The sequence below is a fragment of the Pseudomonas sp. SAS7 genome, from assembly GCF_052112345.1.
GTDB lineage: Bacteria > Pseudomonadota > Gammaproteobacteria > Pseudomonadales > Pseudomonadaceae > Aquipseudomonas > Aquipseudomonas putida_Q.
Genome location: NZ_JBEGGO010000010.1, coordinates 25,277 through 43,233 on the forward strand (window position 1 = coordinate 25,277; position 17,957 = coordinate 43,233).

16 protein-coding genes are annotated in these 17,957 nt (G+C 62.5%); 2 read left to right on the forward strand and 14 right to left on the reverse strand.

Features of this window, described 5'->3' with window-relative positions; all coding sequences use genetic code 11:
• Nucleotides 1-53: 53 nt before the first annotated feature.
• Genes ABI582_RS17090 through ABI582_RS17100 form a run of 3 tightly spaced genes read right to left on the reverse strand, consistent with a single transcriptional unit; the run spans nucleotide 54 to nucleotide 2,397 of the window.
• Nucleotides 54-419: a hypothetical protein gene (locus ABI582_RS17090; RefSeq protein WP_016501311.1), complete on the reverse strand. Its 366-nt coding sequence runs from the start codon at nucleotides 417-419 to the stop codon at nucleotides 54-56.
• Nucleotides 420-424: 5 nt separating this feature from the next.
• Nucleotides 425-853, reverse strand: coding sequence for a DNA polymerase III subunit chi (locus ABI582_RS17095; RefSeq protein WP_442119778.1), 429 nt, complete (start codon nucleotides 851-853; stop codon nucleotides 425-427).
• Nucleotides 854-903: 50 nt separating this feature from the next.
• Nucleotides 904-2,397, reverse strand: coding sequence for a leucyl aminopeptidase (locus ABI582_RS17100; RefSeq protein WP_442119779.1), 1,494 nt, complete (start codon nucleotides 2,395-2,397; stop codon nucleotides 904-906).
• Nucleotides 2,398-2,698: 301 nt separating this feature from the next.
• Between ABI582_RS17100 and lptF the strand changes: the two genes are divergently transcribed.
• Together lptF and lptG are read left to right on the forward strand one after the other, a co-directional pair.
• Entirely contained in the window at nucleotides 2,699-3,814 is a 1,116-nt protein-coding gene (lptF, locus tag ABI582_RS17105; protein ID WP_338746193.1) for an LPS export ABC transporter permease LptF, read from the forward strand.
• On the forward strand, nucleotides 3,807-4,868 hold the full coding sequence (gene lptG / locus ABI582_RS17110; protein WP_338746194.1) for an LPS export ABC transporter permease LptG: 1,062 nt from the start codon (nucleotides 3,807-3,809) through the stop codon (nucleotides 4,866-4,868). The genes lptF and lptG overlap by 8 nt, the downstream gene beginning before the upstream one ends.
• Nucleotides 4,869-5,049: 181 nt before the next feature.
• Here the strand turns inward: lptG and ABI582_RS17115 are convergent, their stop codons facing one another.
• The 11 genes from ABI582_RS17115 to ABI582_RS17165 form a co-directional block, all read right to left on the reverse strand.
• Nucleotides 5,050-5,538, reverse strand: a complete 489-nt coding sequence (locus ABI582_RS17115; RefSeq protein WP_019471761.1) for an RDD family protein — start codon at nucleotides 5,536-5,538, stop codon at nucleotides 5,050-5,052.
• Between the two features lie 94 nt (nucleotides 5,539-5,632).
• Nucleotides 5,633-5,845, reverse strand: a complete 213-nt coding sequence (locus ABI582_RS17120; RefSeq protein WP_016501305.1) for a cold-shock protein — start codon at nucleotides 5,843-5,845, stop codon at nucleotides 5,633-5,635.
• 356 nt (nucleotides 5,846-6,201) lie between these two features.
• On the reverse strand, nucleotides 6,202-7,323 hold the full coding sequence (gene gcvT, locus ABI582_RS17125) for a glycine cleavage system aminomethyltransferase GcvT (RefSeq protein ID WP_442119780.1): 1,122 nt from the start codon (nucleotides 7,321-7,323) through the stop codon (nucleotides 6,202-6,204).
• A 27-nt stretch (nucleotides 7,324-7,350) separates the two neighbouring features.
• Entirely contained in the window at nucleotides 7,351-8,727 is a 1,377-nt protein-coding gene (locus ABI582_RS17130) for an L-serine ammonia-lyase (RefSeq protein WP_442119781.1), read from the reverse strand.
• Nucleotides 8,728-8,881: 154 nt separating this feature from the next.
• Nucleotides 8,882-11,737: an aminomethyl-transferring glycine dehydrogenase gene (gene gcvP, locus ABI582_RS17135; RefSeq protein WP_442119782.1), complete on the reverse strand. Its 2,856-nt coding sequence runs from the start codon at nucleotides 11,735-11,737 to the stop codon at nucleotides 8,882-8,884.
• An 11-nt stretch (nucleotides 11,738-11,748) separates the two neighbouring features.
• A complete protein-coding gene (gene gcvH, locus ABI582_RS17140; protein ID WP_016501301.1) occupies nucleotides 11,749-12,132 on the reverse strand; it encodes a glycine cleavage system protein GcvH in 384 nt (127 codons plus the stop codon).
• 281 nt (nucleotides 12,133-12,413) lie between these two features.
• Nucleotides 12,414-13,619 carry a sodium/glutamate symporter gene (gene gltS, locus ABI582_RS17145; protein ID WP_442119783.1) on the reverse strand — a complete coding sequence of 402 codons (1,206 nt, stop codon included), beginning with the start codon at nucleotides 13,617-13,619 and terminating at the stop codon, nucleotides 12,414-12,416.
• Nucleotides 13,620-13,746: 127 nt separating this feature from the next.
• Nucleotides 13,747-15,255, reverse strand: a complete 1,509-nt coding sequence (locus tag ABI582_RS17150; RefSeq protein ID WP_442119784.1) for a sigma-54-dependent transcriptional regulator — start codon at nucleotides 15,253-15,255, stop codon at nucleotides 13,747-13,749.
• 156 nt (nucleotides 15,256-15,411) lie between these two features.
• Complete coding sequence (locus ABI582_RS17155) at nucleotides 15,412-15,780, reverse strand: DUF5064 family protein (RefSeq protein ID WP_442119785.1); 369 nt, start codon at nucleotides 15,778-15,780, stop codon at nucleotides 15,412-15,414.
• Nucleotides 15,781-15,835: 55 nt separating this feature from the next.
• Nucleotides 15,836-16,765 (reverse strand): carbamate kinase, encoded by a 930-nt coding sequence (arcC, locus tag ABI582_RS17160; protein WP_442119786.1) that lies wholly within the window; start codon nucleotides 16,763-16,765, stop codon nucleotides 15,836-15,838.
• Nucleotides 16,766-16,908: 143 nt separating this feature from the next.
• Nucleotides 16,909-17,919 (reverse strand): ornithine carbamoyltransferase, encoded by a 1,011-nt coding sequence (locus ABI582_RS17165; protein WP_286112489.1) that lies wholly within the window; start codon nucleotides 17,917-17,919, stop codon nucleotides 16,909-16,911.
• Nucleotides 17,920-17,957 lie beyond the last annotated feature (38 nt).

Consider the following 17,957-nt stretch of genomic DNA (forward strand, 5'->3'; position numbering starts at 1 on the left):
CCCTGTAGGAGCGGCCTTGTGCCGCGAATGGGCCGCAAAGCGGCCCCGGAATATCACTCGGTACGCTTGATCAACCGCTCGATCCGCGCATCCAGCCGGCGCTTGATCTCGTTCTCGATATGCGGGGTAAAGTCGTTGATCACGTCCTGCATGATCATCTGCGCCGCTGCGCGCAGCTCGCTCTCCAGATGCAGCAGGGTGTCCTGCCGGCGTGTCTGCGGGTCTTCCTCGGGCTCGACAGCGATTGGCTCGCCATCAGGCGCAGGGTTACCGGCAGGCTCTTCCAGTAGTAACGGGATCTGCTCCACCGTCTCGGTCAGCAGTGGCGGTTGCAGGTCGGCGTCGCCAAGCAGTTGGCGGATCGACTCGAGGTCATCGAGCAGATGGGCGGAGTCGGGCAAAGGGGAGGGCTTGTCCATCGTCGTCAAAGTCGCTGTAAGCGGTGGTCTTGCAGAGCATAGCCCTGTTCACGGTAGAAACGGAATCGCTCACGGGCTGATTGGCGGATGCCAGGCTCTTCCACCACGATTTCGGCCACCCGCGCGAACTGGCCGACGAAGCCCGGCACGCCGGCCCCCAGGTTGATCAGCAGGTCGCGGTGATCGCCCGCGTTGTCAGCCAGGCCAAGGGCCACGCCGGCATCGGCATGCAGCTCGGCCAGGTCGTGGGGCACGAAGGCCTCACCCTTGAAGCGCCACAAACGCAGGTCCAGCTCGCTGCGCTGTTCTTCATCCTGGCAATGCAGATAGACCCGGTGGCCGAGGCGCCAGGCCTTTTCGCACAGTTTGCAGGCGAAATCGAGCCGCGCCGACAGCGAGTCGGTGGGCAGGATGTAAAAGTCGACTTTGCTCATGGTGGTAATCGCCGGCCGGAGGTGCGCAAGGCACCACCGGCCTCACGGCGTCAGGCGCCAGCGCGGTCCAGCAGGTACTGGGTCAGCAGGGGTACCGGGCGGCCTGTGGCGCCTTTGTCCTTGCCGCCACTGATCCATGCGGTACCGGCGATGTCCATGTGCGCCCAGTTGTAGGCCTTGGCGAAGCGCGACAGGAAGCAGCCTGCGGTGATGGTGCCGGCCTTCGGCCCGCCGATGTTGCCCATGTCGGCGAACGGGCTGTCCAGCTGCTCCTGGTATTCATCGAACAGCGGCAACTGCCAGGCACGGTCGTCGGCGCGCTTGCCAGCGTCGAGCAACTGGCCCACCAGGTCGTCGTTGTTGCCCATCAGGCCGGTGGTGTGGCTGCCCAGGGCGACGATGCAGGCGCCGGTCAGGGTGGCGATGTCGATCACCGCCTGCGGCTTGAAACGCTCGGCGTAGGTCAGGGTGTCGCACAGCACCAGCCGGCCTTCGGCGTCGGTGTTGAGGATTTCGACGGTCTGGCCGCTCATGGTGGTGACGATGTCACCCGGGCGGGTGGCGCCGCCGCTCGGCATGTTCTCGGCACAGGCCAGCAGGCACACCAGGTTGACCGGCAGTTGCAGTTCGAGCACCGCACGCAGGGTGCCGAACACGCTGGCAGCACCGCACATGTCGTACTTCATTTCGTCCATGCCGGCGCCTGGCTTGAGGCTGATGCCGCCGGTATCGAAGGTGATGCCCTTGCCCACCAGCACGAACGGCTTGTCAGCCTTTTTGCCGCCCTGATAGTTGAGCACGATCAGGCGGGGTGGCTGGTCGCTGCCCTGGCCCACGGCGTAGAACGCGCCCATGCCCAGGTCCTTGATCTTCTTCTCGTCCAGCACCTCGACCTTCAGCGCCTTGTGCGCCTTGCCCAGCTCCTTGGCCTGTTCGGCGAGGAAGCTTGGGTGGCACAGGTTGGGCGGCAGGTTGCCCAGGTCGCGGGTGAAGGCCATGCCGGTGGCAATGGCGCTGGCGTGCTTGACGGCGCGCTCGACCTCGGCCTGGCCGGCCTTGTCGGCCAGCACGGTGACTTTTTTCAGGGCGCGCGGCTCGACCTTCTGGCTTTTGAAACGGTCGAACACGTACTCGCCGTCGAGCAGGGTTTCGGCCAGCAGGCGGTATTTGCCGTAATGTGCATCGCGGTTGTTGATGGCGACGTCGTCCAGGGCAAGCACTGCATCGGCCCCATTCAGGCCCTTGAGCACGCCGGCCACGCTGGCGACCAGTTTGCGCCAGGCGCGGTCGCCCAGGGCTTCTTCCTTGCCACTGCCTACCAGCAGTACGCGCTCAGCCTTCAGGCCCTGCAGGTTCTGCAGCAGCAGGGTCTGGCCTGGCTTGCCTGCCAGGTCACCGCGTTTGAGCACGGCGCTGATGGCACCTTCGCTGGCCAGATCGACTGCCTTGGCAACCGCGCCAAGCTTGCGGCCTTCACCCACCGGAATGACCAGGGTGGCGGTTTTTACGGATGCAGCAGCTACGCTTTTTACAACCAGTTCCATGTCAGGGTCCCCGAATGATCGATACAAATGGCGCTGTGTGTTCCAGCGCTCTGGACGGGCCTGGCGGCGTAGTCGCGCGCCAGCGGAAAAGCTGCCAGTTTGAGCCTGCGGCAAGCGTGCTGACAACCCCGTTATGCGCCTTCATGCGCGGCCAAGTGACAGGCGCGGTCAATCACAGGATAATGCGCGCACTTTACATGGAGGTTCGCCTTTGGCGAACCGGCATTGGTCTTGGCTGTACTAAGTCATTGTTTGGCGCCATTGCATGGCAGTCCGCCCTGACAACCCAGGAGTGTCTGGTTTGATCGTCTTTCGTTATCTGTCCCGCGAGGTCCTGGTGACCTTGAGCGCCGTCAGCGCTGTGCTGCTGGTGATCATCATGAGCGGGCGCTTCATCAAGTATCTGGCCCAGGCGGCCCAGGGCGTGCTCGACCCGGGTGTGCTGTTTCTGATCATGGGCTTTCGGCTGCCGGGTTTCCTGCAACTGATCCTGCCTCTGGGGCTGTTCCTCGGCATTTTGCTGGCTTACGGGCGGCTGTACCTGGAAAGCGAGATGACCGTGCTGTCCGCAACCGGTATGAGCCAGCAGCGCCTGTTGGGGCTGACCATGGCGCCGGCGGCCCTGGTCGCCCTGCTGGTGGCCTGGCTGAGCCTGAGCCTGGCACCTCTGGGCGTGGCCCAGGTGCAGCAGATCATCGCCCAGCAGGACACGCTGACCGAGTTCGACACCTTGGTGCCGGGCCGCTTCCAGACCTTGCGTGATGGCTCGCGGGTCACCTACACCGAGCAGCTGTCTGACGACCGCGTCAACCTGGCCGGGGTGTTCATCTCCGAGAAGCGCTTCAACCAGGACAAGACCAAGGACCGCGCCCCGTCGGTATTGGTCGCTGAAAAAGGTCACCAGGAAATCCAGGCCGACGGCAACCGCTACCTGGTGCTGGAAAACGGCTATCGCTATGACGGTAACCCGGGCCAGGCCGATTATCGTGCGATCAAGTACGACACTTATGGTGTGCTGCTGCCCAAACCGGAAGTGGCCGAGGAAGTGACCGAGCGCGAAGCCATCCCCACCTCCGAGCTGATCGGCAAGGAGGGCCTGCGAGAGCGCGCCGAGTTGCAGTGGCGGCTGTCGCTGCCGATTCTGGTATTCGTCGTTACCCTGCTGGCAGTGCCGCTGTCCCGGGTCAACCCCCGTCAGGGGCGCTTCCTCAAGCTGCTACCGGCAATTCTCTTGTACATGGCCTACCTGACAATGCTGATTTCCGTACGTGGCGCCCTCGAGAAGGGCAAATTGCCGATTGGCCTGGGCATGTGGTGGGTCCACGGCCTGTTCCTGTTGATCGGCCTCGGCCTGTTGTACTGGGAACCGATGCGCCTCAAGCGCGCCGCCCGTCGTGCGGAGGTGGCCCATGGGTAAGCTGGACCGCTACATCGGCCAGAGCGTGCTGCTGGCCATCCTGGCCGTGCTGGGCATCATTCTCGGCCTGGCCTCGCTATTCGCCTTCATCGACGAGATGGGCGACTTGAGTGACACCTACACGGTGATGGAGGCGGGCAACTTCGTCCTGCTCACCGCACCTCGGCGGCTGTACGACATGCTGCCGATGGCCGCCTTGATCGGTTGCCTGATCGGCCTGGGTAGCCTGGCCAGCAGCAGCGAACTGACCATCATGCGTGCGGCCGGGGTGTCCATCGGCCGCATTGTCTGGGCGGTGATGAAGCCGATGCTGGTGCTGATGCTGGTTGGCCTGCTGATTGGCGAATACGTGGCACCTGTGACCGAGAACAAAGCCCAGGCTGACCGTTCCCTGGCCCAGGGCGGTGGTGAGGCGCAGAGCTCCAAGCGCGGTATGTGGCACCGCCAGGGGGAGGAGTACGTGCACATCAACGCCGTGCAGCCCAACGGCCTGCTGCTGGGGGTGACCCGCTACCGCTTCGACAACGAGCGCAAGATCGTCACTTCGAGCTTCGCTCGCCGCGCGCAGTACCAGACCGACCACTGGTTGCTTGCCGACGTGCGTACCACCTACTTCCGTGGCGACCACACCGAAGTGGTCAACGCGCCGCAGGAGCGCTGGGACGTTTCGCTCACGCCCGAACTGCTCAATACCGTGATCCTGGCGCCGGAGTCGTTGTCCATTACCGGGTTGTGGGACTACATTCACTACCTGTCCGACCAGGGCTTGAACAACGCCCGGTACTGGTTGGCGTTCTGGAGCAAGGTGCTGCAGCCGATGGTCACCGCAGCGCTGGTGCTGATGGCGATTTCCTTCATCTTCGGCCCACTGCGCTCGGTAACCCTTGGCCAGCGCGTGTTCACAGGTGTGCTGGTGGGTTTCGTGTTCCGCATCGCCCAGGACCTGCTGGGGCCATCCAGCCAGGTGTTCGGCTTCCCGCCGCTGCTGGCGGTGGTGATCCCGGCGGGGATCTGCGCCCTCGCCGGTGTCTGGCTGTTGCGTCGGGCAGGATAGTGGCCTGAGTTGTACAAAAAAGCCGACCTCAGTGTCGGCTTTTTCATGGGTGTTGCCTGTTCAGGCCTCTTCGCGGGTAAACCCGCTCCCACAGGAATCACATAGGGTTCGAATCCTGTGCTGTACCTGTGGGAGCGGGTTTGCCCGCGAAGAGGCCAGCACAGGCAGCACAACGCTCGGATCATTTCTTCTGCTTCGGTACCCGCACCAGCTGGCTTTCCGAATAGATGTCATGCCAGCCACGCTTGCGCTTGTCGATCAACACCCAGAAAAAACCCAGCCCCAGACACAGCCATGAGGCAATCGATACCACGAAGCGCAATAACGCCTGCCACAGGCTGATGGCTGAGCCATCGGCATTCTGCACCCGCACGCCCCACACCTGCATGCCCAGCGTCTGCCCGCCATGGGTCCAGAACTTGGCAAAGAAGCCGAACAAGGCGAACAGCAGTACCGTCGACAGCAGCGGGTCGCCATCCAGCGCGCCGGCTTCGGTCAGCTCACGCATGCGCGCTTCGCCGATGATCGCCATCTGGATCAGCTTGTAGGCACCGGCAGTCACGATCAGTAGCGCAGTACAAAGCAGGAAGTCGTAGAACATCGCGGCCAGTCGCCGGCCCAGGCCAGCGGCGGGGAAGTCGCCCTGAGGGATAAGGTGGGGCTTGCGCATCGCTCGGCAACTCCAGGGGGAAAAGCTCATTCTATGGAATTGCAAGCAAAAAAAAGCCCCTGCGCGTCAACGCAGGGGCTCTTTTTTAGAAGTATCAGGCTTCAGCCTGGACTTCGTCAGCCTGCATGCCTTTTTGGCCTTGCACAGCAACGAAGGTCACTTTCTGGCCTTCTTTCAGGCTCTTGAAGCCGTTGCCCTGGATGGCGCGGAAGTGCACGAACAGATCCGGACCGCTCTCTGGGGTGATGAAACCGTAACCTTTTTCGTCATTGAACCACTTGACGGTACCGTTCTGACGCTCAGCCATTGTCTTATTTCCTATGAAACTTAATTTTTGATGACAGTTTCTTCTGCATTGTTTGTGAGCAAAAGATTACTGGGCTGGGTTGCAGGAAAGTAAGAGACGTCGAACGGGTTGTAGCAGATTGCGGCTACTGGCCCAGGTCACGAACTGTTGCGACCCATGCAAACACAGTGCAGTGACTCTACGCCAACTCCCGAGCGAAAAACAAGCCCTTGCTCGCAGGGAAAATCGACCGTTTGCCGATAACCGACCGGATTGTCGGAAACGGCATGGCGCCTGGCCTGGCGCCATGTTCAAAAGTTATTGGGCAGGTTCGAAATCGAATATTCAAACCTGACCACAACCTTCACAAAACAGTTTCAGCCACGGTAGTAACGTTGCGCCACGAAAGGCATTTTGCTGACTTTCAAGGCAACCTTCTTGCTGCGCACCACTGCAAACAGTGCGGTGTCGAGTGCAGCATGTTCACTATCGACATAACCCATTGCGACGGGGGCGCCGAGTGTCGGGCCGAAGCCACCGCTGCACACTTTGCCCACCGGTTTATCGTTGGCATCGACAATATCGGCGCCTTCACGTACTGGCGTGCGCTCTTGTGGCAACAGGCCAACACGTTTGCGCGCCACTCCGTCGCGCTGGTGGGCGAAGATCTCTTCGGCGCCGGGGAAGCCGGCCGCACGTGCACCGTCGGCACGGCGCACCTTGGATATCGCCCACAGCAGGCTGGCTTCGATCGGGGTGGTCTCGGTATTCATGTCATGGCCATACAGGCACAGGCCGGCTTCCAGGCGCAGCGAGTCGCGTGCGCCCAGGCCGATAGGCTGTACTTCGGGCTCGGCCAGCAGGCGGCGGGCCAAGGCTTCTGCGGCCAGGACCGGTACCGAAATTTCGTAGCCGTCTTCGCCGGTGTAGCCCGAGCGGCTGACGAAGCAGTCTTCACCCAGCAGTTTTACCGGGCGGAACTGCATGAAGGTCATGCCGGCCACTTCTGGGGCCAGGCGCTCCAGCACCTTGACCGCTGCCGGCCCTTGCAGGGCCAGCAGGGCACGTTGTTCGAACAGCGGCTGCACCTCGCAACGGCTACCGATGTGCGCTTGCAAGTGGGCCAGGTCCTGGTCCTTGCAGGCGGCGTTGACTACCAGGAACAGGCTGTCGTCGCCCAGATTGGCAACCATCAGGTCGTCGAGGATGCCACCCTGTTCATTGGTGAACATGGCATAGCGCTGCATGCCCACCGGCAGGTCGATGATATCCACCGGCACCAGGCTTTCCAGGGCCTTGGCGGCATCGGCACCGCGCAGGATGATCTGGCCCATGTGCGAGACATCGAACAGGCCGGCCTGCTCCCGGGTGTGCAAATGCTCCTTGAGCACCCCCAGCGGGTACTGCACCGGCATGTCGTAGCCGGCGAACGGCACCATGCGCGCACCCAGTTCCAGGTGCAGGGCATGCAGTGGGGTCTTGAGCAATGTTTCGGACATCGGTGACTCCTTGGTTTTATTGTTGGGTCAACATTCGATGATGTTGACGGCAAGACCGCCGCGGGCGGTCTCCTTGTATTTGCTTTTCATGTCGGCGCCGGTCTGGCGCATGGTGCGGATGACCTTGTCGAGCGACACGAAGTGCTGGCCGTCGCCGCGCAAGGCCATGCGCACCGCGTTGATGGCCTTCACCGAGCCCATGGCATTGCGCTCGATGCAGGGCACCTGGACCAACCCGCCGATCGGGTCGCAGGTCAGGCCCAGGTTGTGTTCCATGCCGATTTCGGCAGCGTTCTCCACCTGTTGCACGCTGCCACCCATCACTTCGCACAGCGCCCCGGCGGCCATGGAACAAGCCACACCGACCTCGCCCTGGCAGCCCACTTCGGCGCCGGAGATGGAGGCGTTCTCCTTGTACAGGATGCCGATCGCCGCGGCGGTGAGCAGAAAACGCACCACCCCGTCGTCGCTGGCGCCCGGCACGAAGCGCATGTAGTAGTGCAGCACCGCCGGGACGATGCCCGCCGCGCCGTTGGTGGGTGCGGTAACCACACGCCCGCCATTGGCGTTTTCCTCGTTCACTGCCAGGGCGTAGAGGTTGACCCAGTCCAGCACCGACAGCGCATCGCGCAGGCTGGCCTCCGGATGGCGGCTCAGCTGGCGATACAGGGCTGGTGCCCGCCGCTTGACCTTGAGCCCGCCCGGCAAAATACCTTCATGCTGGCAGCCCGCTTCGACGCAATCCTGCATCACCTGCCAGATACGCAGCAGCCCGGCGCGGGTTTCTACCTCCGGGCGCCAGGCGGCCTCGTTGGCCAGCATCACCTGGCTGACTGACAGGTTGTGCGTGGTGCAGTGGCCAAGCAGTTCCTTGGCGGTCTTGAACGGGTAGGGCAGCACGGTGCTGTCCTCAATGATACGGTCGTGGCCGGCGGCATCCTCGTCGACCACGAAACCACCGCCCACCGAGTAGTATTCGCGGCTGCGGATTTGCAGGCCGGCGTCGTCGAAGGCGCGGAAAATCATGCCGTTGGGGTGGTAGTCCAGCGGCTTGCGGATCATTGCCAGGTGCTGCTTTTCGATGAACGCAATGCGCTGTTCGCCCAGCAGGTTGATGTGGCCGCTGTCGCGGATGGCCTGCAGGCGGCCGGGGATGGCGTCGGTGTCGACGGTGTCGGGGTGTTCACCTTCAAGGCCTAGCAGCACGGCCTTGTCGCTGCCGTGGCCCTTGCCGGTGGCGCCCAGCGAGCCATACAGCTCGGCCTTGACGCTGGCGGTGCGGGTGAGCAGGTCATCACGGCGCAGCCCTTCGGCGAACCGCGCGGCGGCGCGCATCGGGCCGACCGTGTGGGAGCTGGAGGGGCCGATGCCGATCTTGAACAGGTCGAAGACGCTCAGTGACATGGTGGTTCCTCCAGCCAGGAAAATTAGGCGGACGGTGAACCCTGTGGGAGCGGGCGTGCCCGCGAATGCGTCGGTGAAGTCATCATCGCATTCGCGGGCGCGCCCGCTCCCACAGAGGTCCACACCTCAAGTCAGGTAGCGGGCCTGAGCGCAATCAGGCGTCCTGATAGCTCTCGATCGACGGGCAGGCGCACACCAGGTTGCGGTCGCCGAACACGTTGTCGACCCGGCCGACCGGCGGCCAGTACTTGCTTTCCACCAGGCTTGGCAGCGGGTAGACCGCCTGTTCGCGGCTGTAGCCGTGGGCCCATTCGCCAACCAGCTCGGCCGCAGTGTGCGGGGCGTTTTTCAGCGGGTTGTCGTCCTTGTCCAAGGTTCCGCTCTCGACCGCACGGATTTCCTCGCGGATCTGGATCATCGCGTCGCAGAAGCGGTCCAGTTCTTCCTTGGACTCGCTTTCGGTCGGTTCGATCATCAGCGTGCCGGCCACCGGGAAGGACATGGTCGGGGCGTGGAAGCCGAAGTCGATCAGGCGCTTGGCCACGTCGTCAACGCTGATGCCGCTGGTGTCTTTCAGCGGACGCAGGTCGAGGATGCACTCGTGGGCCACCAGACCATTGCCACCGGTATACAGAACAGGATAGTGCTCTTCCAGGCGGCGGGCGATGTAGTTGGCGTTGAGGATCGCCATCTGCGAGGCACGCTTGAGGCCGGCACCGCCCATCATGCGGATGTACATCCAGGTGATCGGCAGGATGCTGGCGCTGCCGAACGGTGCGGCGCACACCGCCCCTTCGGTGTTTTCCAGCTGCGCATGGCCTGGCAGGAACGGCGCCAGGTGCGACTTGACGCCAATCGGGCCAACGCCCGGGCCGCCGCCACCGTGGGGGATGCAGAAGGTCTTGTGCAGGTTCAGGTGGGACACGTCGCCGCCGAACTTGCCCGGGGCGCACAGGCCGACCATGGCGTTCATGTTGGCGCCGTCGATGTACACCTGGCCACCGTTGTCGTGGATGATCGCGCAGATTTCGCCGATCGCTTCCTCGAACACACCGTGGGTCGACGGGTAGGTGATCATGATCGCGGCCAGGCGCTCGCGGTGCTCGATAGCCTTGGCGCGCAGGTCCTCGACATCGACGTTGCCGCGGGCGTCGCAGGCGGTGACAACGACACGCATGCCTGCCATGTGTGCGGTGGCCGGGTTGGTGCCGTGGGCCGACGACGGGATCAGGCAGATGTCGCGGTGGCTTTCGCCACGGCTGCGGTGGTAGGCGCGGATGGCCAGCAGGCCTGCGTACTCGCCTTGGGAGCCGGCGTTGGGCTGCAGCGACACGGCGTCATAGCCGGTGGCGGCGCACAGCATGGCCTCCAGCTCGGTGGTCATCTGCAGGTAGCCCTGGCTTTGCGCGGCCGGGGCGAACGGGTGCAGGTTGCCGAACTCGGCCCAGGTGACCGGGATCATTTCACTGGCCGCGTTCAGCTTCATGGTGCACGAGCCCAGCGGGATCATGCTGCGGTCCAGCGCCAGGTCCTTGTCGGCCAGGCGGCGCAGGTAGCGCATCAGCTCGGTTTCGCTGTGGTAACGGTTGAACACCGGGTGTTCGAGGATGGCCGACTGGCGCAGCAGGGCGGCAGGCAGCAGCGAACCGGTGCTGGCGGCCAGGGCGGCGAAGTCAGGCTGGGCCTTGGCGTCGCCGAACAGCTGCCACAGGGATTCAACGTCAGCCTGGCTGCTGGTTTCGTCCAGCGACAGGCCCACGTGGGCGGCATCGACCTGGCGCAGGTTGATGCCCTGGGCGCGTGCCTTGTCATGCAGGGTTGCGGTGGCGGTGCCAGTGGCCAGGGTCAGGGTGTCGAAGGCGCTGGCGCCCACTACCTGTACCCCCAGCGTCTTCAGGCCGGCGGCCAGGATCGCGGTCAGTGCATGGGTGCGTTCGGCAATGCGCTTGAGGCCGGCCGGGCCGTGGTAAACGGCGAACATGCTGGCGATGTTGGCCAGCAGCACCTGGGCGGTGCAGATGTTGCTGGTGGCCTTTTCGCGGCGGATGTGCTGCTCGCGGGTCTGCATGGCCAGGCGCAGGGCGGTTTTGCCGAAGCGGTCGATCGATACGCCGACCAGGCGGCCCGGCATGTCGCGCTTGAACGCGTCACGGGTGGCGAAGTAAGCCGCGTGCGGGCCACCGAAGCCCAGTGGTACGCCAAAACGCTGGGCGCTGCCGATGGCCACGTCGGCGTCGAATTCGCCCGGTGGGGTCAGCAGGGTCAGGGCCAGCAGGTCGGCCGCGACGGCGACCAGCGCGTTGGCGGCGTGGAAGCGCTGTACCACTTCACGGTAGTCGAACACTTCACCGTTGCTGGCGGGGTATTGCAGCAGGGCGCCGAAGAAGGCGCTTACATCGCCCAGCTCGCGCTCGTCGCCAACCACCACCTCGATACCCAGCGGCTCGGCACGGGTGCGCAGTACGTCGAGGGTTTGCGGGTGGCAGTGCACAGAGGCGAAGAAGGCATGGCTGGCCTTGTTCTTCGACAGGCGCTTGCAGAAGGTCATGGCCTCGGCCGCCGCTGTGGCTTCGTCGAGCAGGGAGGCGTTGGCGATGGGCAGGCCGGTCAGGTCGCTGATCAGGGTCTGGAAGTTCAGCAGCGCTTCCAGGCGGCCTTGGGAAATTTCTGGCTGGTACGGGGTGTAGGCGGTGTACCAGGCCGGGTTTTCCAGCAGGTTGCGCAGGATCGGCGCCGGGGTGTGGGTGTTGTAGTAGCCCTGGCCGATGTAGCTTTTGAACAGCTGGTTCTTGCCGGCGATGGCCTTGAGCGCGGCGAGCGCGTCGGCTTCGCTCTGGCCGTCGTGGGAGCCCAGTACGCTGGTGCCCTTGATGCTGTCGGGGATGACTGCGGCGGTCATGGCGTCCAGCGAGTCGAAGCCCAGGGCGGCGAGCATGGCCTGCTCGTCAGCGGCGCGCGGGCCGATGTGACGGGCGATGAATTCGTTGGCGGTGCCGAGGTTGATGGTCATGGCGGGATTCCTCAAGCGTCGTCGTTGGCTTTGATCAGGCGGTCGTAGGCGTCCTGGTCGAGCAGGGCGGTGACTTCGCTCATGTCGGCCGGGTTGAAGCGGAAGAACCAGCCTTCACCCATCGGGTCTTCGTTGACCAGTTCCGGGCTGCTTTCGAGCTGGCCGTTGACCTCGACCACTTCGCCGGTCAGTGGCATGTACACGCCGCTGGCGGCCTTGACCGACTCGACGGTGGACGCTTCGCTACCTTTCTCATACTGCTGCAACTCGGGCAGTTGCACGAAAACCACATCGCCAAGGGCGTTCTGGGCGTAGGCGGTGATGCCCACGGTGACGCTGCCATCGGCTTCGACGCGCAGCCATTCGTGATCTTCAGTGAAACGCAACTCGCTCATGGGGAATCCTCGGGAAGCAGGGCGTTGGGCGCGGTGGCTCCGCGCTCTTGGGGTGGGATTCCCTAAGCAACAATGCGGCCAATAACAAAAAATCCTTTTAAATCAGATATTTATATAATGAATGCAATACATTTGTCATTTTTGTGGAATGAAAACGCTACAGTTGGCGAGGAGGAGGAAAGGGTTTTGGGATCAAACCCTTGTGCAGGCGCATTCGTATGCGTGTGTATCGATTTCAATCCGATGTATTGAAATCGATACAGCTGGGGTGGTGTCGGGATTCAACCGCCAGTAAGGAAGGGCAATGCCAAGTACAGCTTGATCACGATCACATTGATGATGTCGATAAAGAACGCGCCCACCATCGGCACCACCAGGAAGGCAATGTGCGAGGCGCCGTAGCGCTGGGTCACCGCCTGCATGTTGGCGATGGCCGTCGGCGTTGCCCCCAGGCCGAATCCGCAATGCCCGGCGGCCAGCACTGCCGCATCGTAGTTGCGGCCCATTACCCTGAACGTCACGAAAATCGCGAACAGCGCCATGACCAGTGTTTGCGCGGCCAGCAAGATAAAGAAGGGTAAGGCGAGTGCGGCCAGGTCCCACAACTTCAACGACATCAAGGCAATGGCCAGGAACAGCGACAAACTGACATTGCCCAGTACCGAGATTTCACGTTCGAACACGTGATAAAAGCCGAATGCGGAAAGGCCGTTGCGTAACAATACGCCGACGAACAACACACACACGAAAGTCGGTAATTCAAATGCAGTACCTTTCAACAAACCGTTAAGCAAAGTGCCCGCCAGCAAGCTGACGGCAATCAGTGCCAAGGTTTCGATAAATGAAAATGATGTAATCAGGCGCTCTTTGTTCGGCTGTTCAAAGCCTTTTGGCAGTTGGGGTACTTCTTCTTCGACGCCATGGGTCTTTACCCGCTTGATCAGCAGCCTGGCGACCGGGCCACCAATCAGACCGCCCAGCACCAGGCCGAACGTGGCAGAGGCCATCGCCAGTTCGGAAGCTGAAGCCAGGCCAAACTTCTCGGTAAAAGTCGCGCCCCAGGCGGCGCCGGTGCCATGGCCACCCGACAGGGTGATTGAACCGGCCAGCAGGCCCATCAAGGGGTCTAGCCCCAATGCCGTTGCCAGGCCGATGCCCATGGCGTTCTGCACCAGCAGCAAGCCAGTCACCACCAGCAGGAACACGGCGACCACACGTCCGCCTTTCTTCAGGCTGGCGAAGTCTGCACTTAAACCGATGGTGGCGAAGAACGCCAGCATCAACGGTGTTTGCAACGAGGTATCAAATTGGACGTGGACATCGAAGCTGCGCAATGCCAGGAGCGACAAGGCAACGACCAGACCGCCTGCAACGGGTTCCGGAATATTGTAAACGCGCAGGAAACCAATGCGTGCGACCAGTCCGCGCCCCAGTAGCAGTACTAAAGAGGCGGCTACAAGTGTCCCGTAAAAATCGAGTTCAAACATCAGGGTACTCTTCGTTCAAGGTGACATGCGAAATTACGATGTCACCATTCTACGGCGAGCACTCCAGTCAATTGCGGCTACGCGGCTAGGAAAAGTCTGAATGAATTGTCGGATTTGACGACGACTATCAAGGTTTTCCGGGTATTCCATATTTGCGCAGGCGTTGTGCAATAGCGGTATGCGAAGTTTGCAGGCGCCCGGCCAGTTGCCGTGTCGAGGGATAACTGACATAGAGACGCTGCAACAGTTCACGCTCGAAATCACCCACGGCCTGTTCCAGGCTGGCCACTTCACCGTCCTGCCCGCGGGCTACCGAGGTGCCGGCGATGTCCAGGTCGCCGATATCCACCAGGTTGCCCTCGCAGATGGCCGCAGCGCGGAAAATCACGTTCTGTAGCTGGCGCACGTTGCCCGGCCAAGGGTTGGCCAGCAGTGCAGAGTGGGTGGCGGGGGTCAGCCGGCAGGCTGGGCGTTGGATCTGTGTGCAGGCTTGCTGCATGAAGAAGTGCGCCAGCATCAGGATGTCCTGGCCCCTGTCGCGCAGGGGCGGTACCTGCAGGTTGAGTACGTTGAGGCGGTAGAACAGGTCTTCGCGGAAGCTGCCTTCGGCAACCATGCGCTCCAGGTCGCGGTGGGTGGCGCTGATGATGCGCACATCCACCTTTACTTCGCGGTCGCCGCCCACCCGACGGAAGCTGCCATCGCTTAGAAAACGCAGCAGCTTGGCCTGCAAATACGGTGACATTTCGCCAATTTCATCAAGGAACACTGTGCCCTGGTTGGCCAGCTCCATCAGCCCGGGCTTGCCACCGCGTTGCGCGCCGGTGAAGGCGCCAGGGGCGTAACCGAACAACTCGCTCTCGGCCAGGCTCTCGGGCAGTGCGGCGCAGTTCAGGGCCAGGAACGGTGCCGCATGGCGGCTACTGATGGCGTGGCAGGCGCGGGCTACCAGCTCTTTGCCGGTGCCGGTTTCGCCATGCACCAGCAGCGGTGCATCGAGCGCCGCCACGCGCAGGGCGCGGGCCTTGAGGGTGCGGATGGCGGGCGACTCGCCGAGCAGGGCATCGAAGCCTTCGGCATGGTCGTGGTGCAGCGCCGACAGGCGTTCGCCCATGCGCGTTGGGGGGTACAGCGTCAGCAGGCCACCGGCGTTGGTGATCGGCATGGCGTCCAGCAGCAGGCTCTGGCCGTTGAGCTGCATCTCGCGCATGGGCAGGTGGAAGTTGTTGTCCAAAAGCGCCTGCAGCAGCGCGGGGGCGCCGAACAGTTCACCCACGGAGCGCCCGGCCGATTCGCGGCCGCACAGGGCGATCAGCGCCGGGTTGGCCAGCAGCACCAAGCCTGCGCTGTCCACCGCCAGCACCGGATCGCTCATCGCTGCCAGCAGGGCGTCGAGCTGCAGGTGGCGGCGCTGGCCGGGCAGGATGTCGACCACGTCCACCGATTGCACGCCCTGCACCTCGAACAGCGCGTCGTGCAGTTCTTCGAGCACGGCGGGGCTGAGGGTGGGGGCGTCGATGTAGACGTTCGGCGGGACCATCTCCACGGCGTCCAGGTTGAGGTTGCGGGCACCGAGCAGGGCGAGGACTTCCTGGGTGATGCCGACGCGGTCGATGAAGCTGACGTGGATGCGCATGGGAACGGGCAAAGTGGTGGCCGGTGAGGGCGGTAGTATGCCTCAACATTGCCGGGGCCGCTGTGCGGCCCTATCGCGACACAAAGTTTACGCATTCTCCTGTAGGAGCGGCCTTGTGCCGCGAATGGGCTGCAAAGCAGCCCCAAAATTCTGAGATCACTCCAGATGTTCAGGCTTGATCGAGTCGCCCGACTTCACATCCAGTTTGGCGCGGATATCTTCGAACATCGCGTCGTAGATCTTGTGCGGTGAGCTGAGGGTTTCGAATTTCTTGGGGGGTGCAAGTTGAGCCTGGGCCCTGCGGCTCAGCTCCATCAAAAAGCTGGGTAGTACCCGATCTTTGGGTAGAAAGAACTTTTCATCAACCGTCTTGCCTTCGATGCTGCCATGCATATGGAACTGTATGCCGCGGCCTTCCTTGGGATCTTGCGTCGCTTCGTACTCGATGTTGAGGTCGTAACTGTGGTCGGCGCTGTTCAGCGCAGTGCGCTCGATATGCACGTGACCGGATCGAAACTGAGCCATGGCGAATCCTCCCGGAGGTCGAAAATGGCGGGCACTTGGCACCCGCCAACTGCATTCAACGGTAGCTGATCCCAGGCTTCGCGGTGGAAACCCGTGTGCCGGCAGTACCTTTGACAATGTCTTCAATGTTCTCCAGCGAACTGATCACCGCTACCTTGCCGGTGTTGCGGGCAAAGTCACTGGCAGCTTGCACCTTCGGCCCCATGGAGCCTGCAGCGAAGCCGAGGCGCTCGAGTTCGTCCGGATGGGCCTGGGCAATGGCTTTTTGCGTGGGCTTGCCCCAGTCAATGTAGGCCGCGTCGACGTCGGTGGCGATAATCAGAAGGTCGGCTTCCAGTTGCTCGGCCAGCAGCGCAGAGCACAGGTCCTTGTCGATGACCGCTTCGATGCCCTTGAGCTTGCGGTTTTCATCGTACATGGTGGGTATGCCGCCACCGCCTGCGCAAATCACGATGCTTTTCTTTTCCAGCAGCCACTTGATCGGGCGGATTTCAAAGATGCGCTTGGGTTTCGGGCTGGCCACCACACGGCGGTACTTGTCGCCATCGGCCTTGACCACCCAGCCTTTCTCCTTGGCCAGGCGCTCGGCCTCTTCCTTGCTGTAGACCGGGCCGATGAACTTGGTCGGGTCCTTGAAGGCGGGGTCGTTGGCGTCCACTTCCACCTGTGTCAGCAGGGTGGCAAACGGCACCTCGAAATCCAGCAGGTTGCCCAGTTCCTGTTCGATCATGTAGCCGATCATGCCTTCGGTTTCGGCACCCAGGACGTCCAGTGGGTAGGCCTCATCAGGCTTGTAGGACAGGGCCTGAAGCGACAGCAGGCCGACTTGCGGACCGTTGCCGTGGGCGATGACCAGTTCGTTGCCAGGGTGAATCTTGGCGATCTGTTCGGTGGCGGTGCGGATATTGGCGCGCTGGTTGTCAGCGGTCATGGGCTCGCCGCGACGCAGCAGGGCGTTGCCGCCCAATGCAACAACGATACGCATGGGGAATGTCCTTTACGCAGATGGGGTGAGCACCCCGGTCCTATGTGGGAGCTGGCTTGCCGGCGATCACCGGCGAAGCCGGTGCCATGCACCGGGTTGCCTGCATCGCCGGCAAGCCAGCTCCCACAGGAGCGGGGTGGTTGTCAGAGGTCAGCCAGGGTCGACACCAGGATCGCCTTGATGGTGTGCATGCGGTTTTCCGCCTGCTCGAAGGCGATGCAGGCCGGCGACTCGAACACGTCGTCAGTCACTTCGATGCCGTTAGCCAGGTCCGGGTACTGTTCGGCAATCTGCTTGCCTACCTTGGTATCGGAGTTGTGGAACGCCGGCAGGCAGTGCATGAACTTGGTCCGTGGGTTGCCGGTGGACTTCATCAGCTGAGCATTCACCTGGTACGGCTTGAGTTGCTTGATGCGCTCACCCCAGGCCTCGATTGGCTCACCCATCGATACCCACACGTCGGTGTGGACAAAGTCCACGCCCTTGACAGCAGCCACCGGGTCTTCGGTTAGAGTGATGCGCGCGCCGCTTTCCTCAGCGTATTTCTTGCAGCGCTCGACCAGGTCGTCATGTGGCCACAATGCCTTGGGGGCAGCGATGCGCACGTCCATGCCGAGCTTGGCGCCAATCAGCAGCAGCGAGTTACCCATGTTGTTGCGGGCGTCGCCCAGGTAGGCGTAGCTGATGTCATGCAGCGGCTTGTCGCTGTGCTCGCGCATGGTCAGCACGTCAGCGATCATCTGGGTAGGGTGGTATTCATCGGTGAGGCCGTTGAACACCGGCACGCCAGCGAACTTGGCCAGCTCTTCGACGATTTCCTGCTTGAAGCCACGGTACTCGATGGCGTCGTACATGCGCCCAAGCACGCGGGCGGTGTCTTTCATGCTCTCTTTGTGGCCGATCTGCGAGGAATTGGGGTCGATGTAGGTAACGTTCGCGCCCTGGTCGTAGGCCGCCACTTCGAAGGCGCAGCGGGTACGGGTGGAGGTTTTTTCGAAGATCAGCGCGATGTTGTTGCCCTTCAGGTGCTGCTGCTCGGTGCCAGTGTACTTGGCACGCTTGAGGTCGCGGGACAGGTCCAGCAGGTAGCGCAGCTCGCGAGTGGTGTGGTGTTCCAGGCTGAGCAGGTTGCGGTTGTGAATGTTGAACGCCATGATTGCTTCTCCTTGAGTTCGGTAGTGTCCCGGCCGGC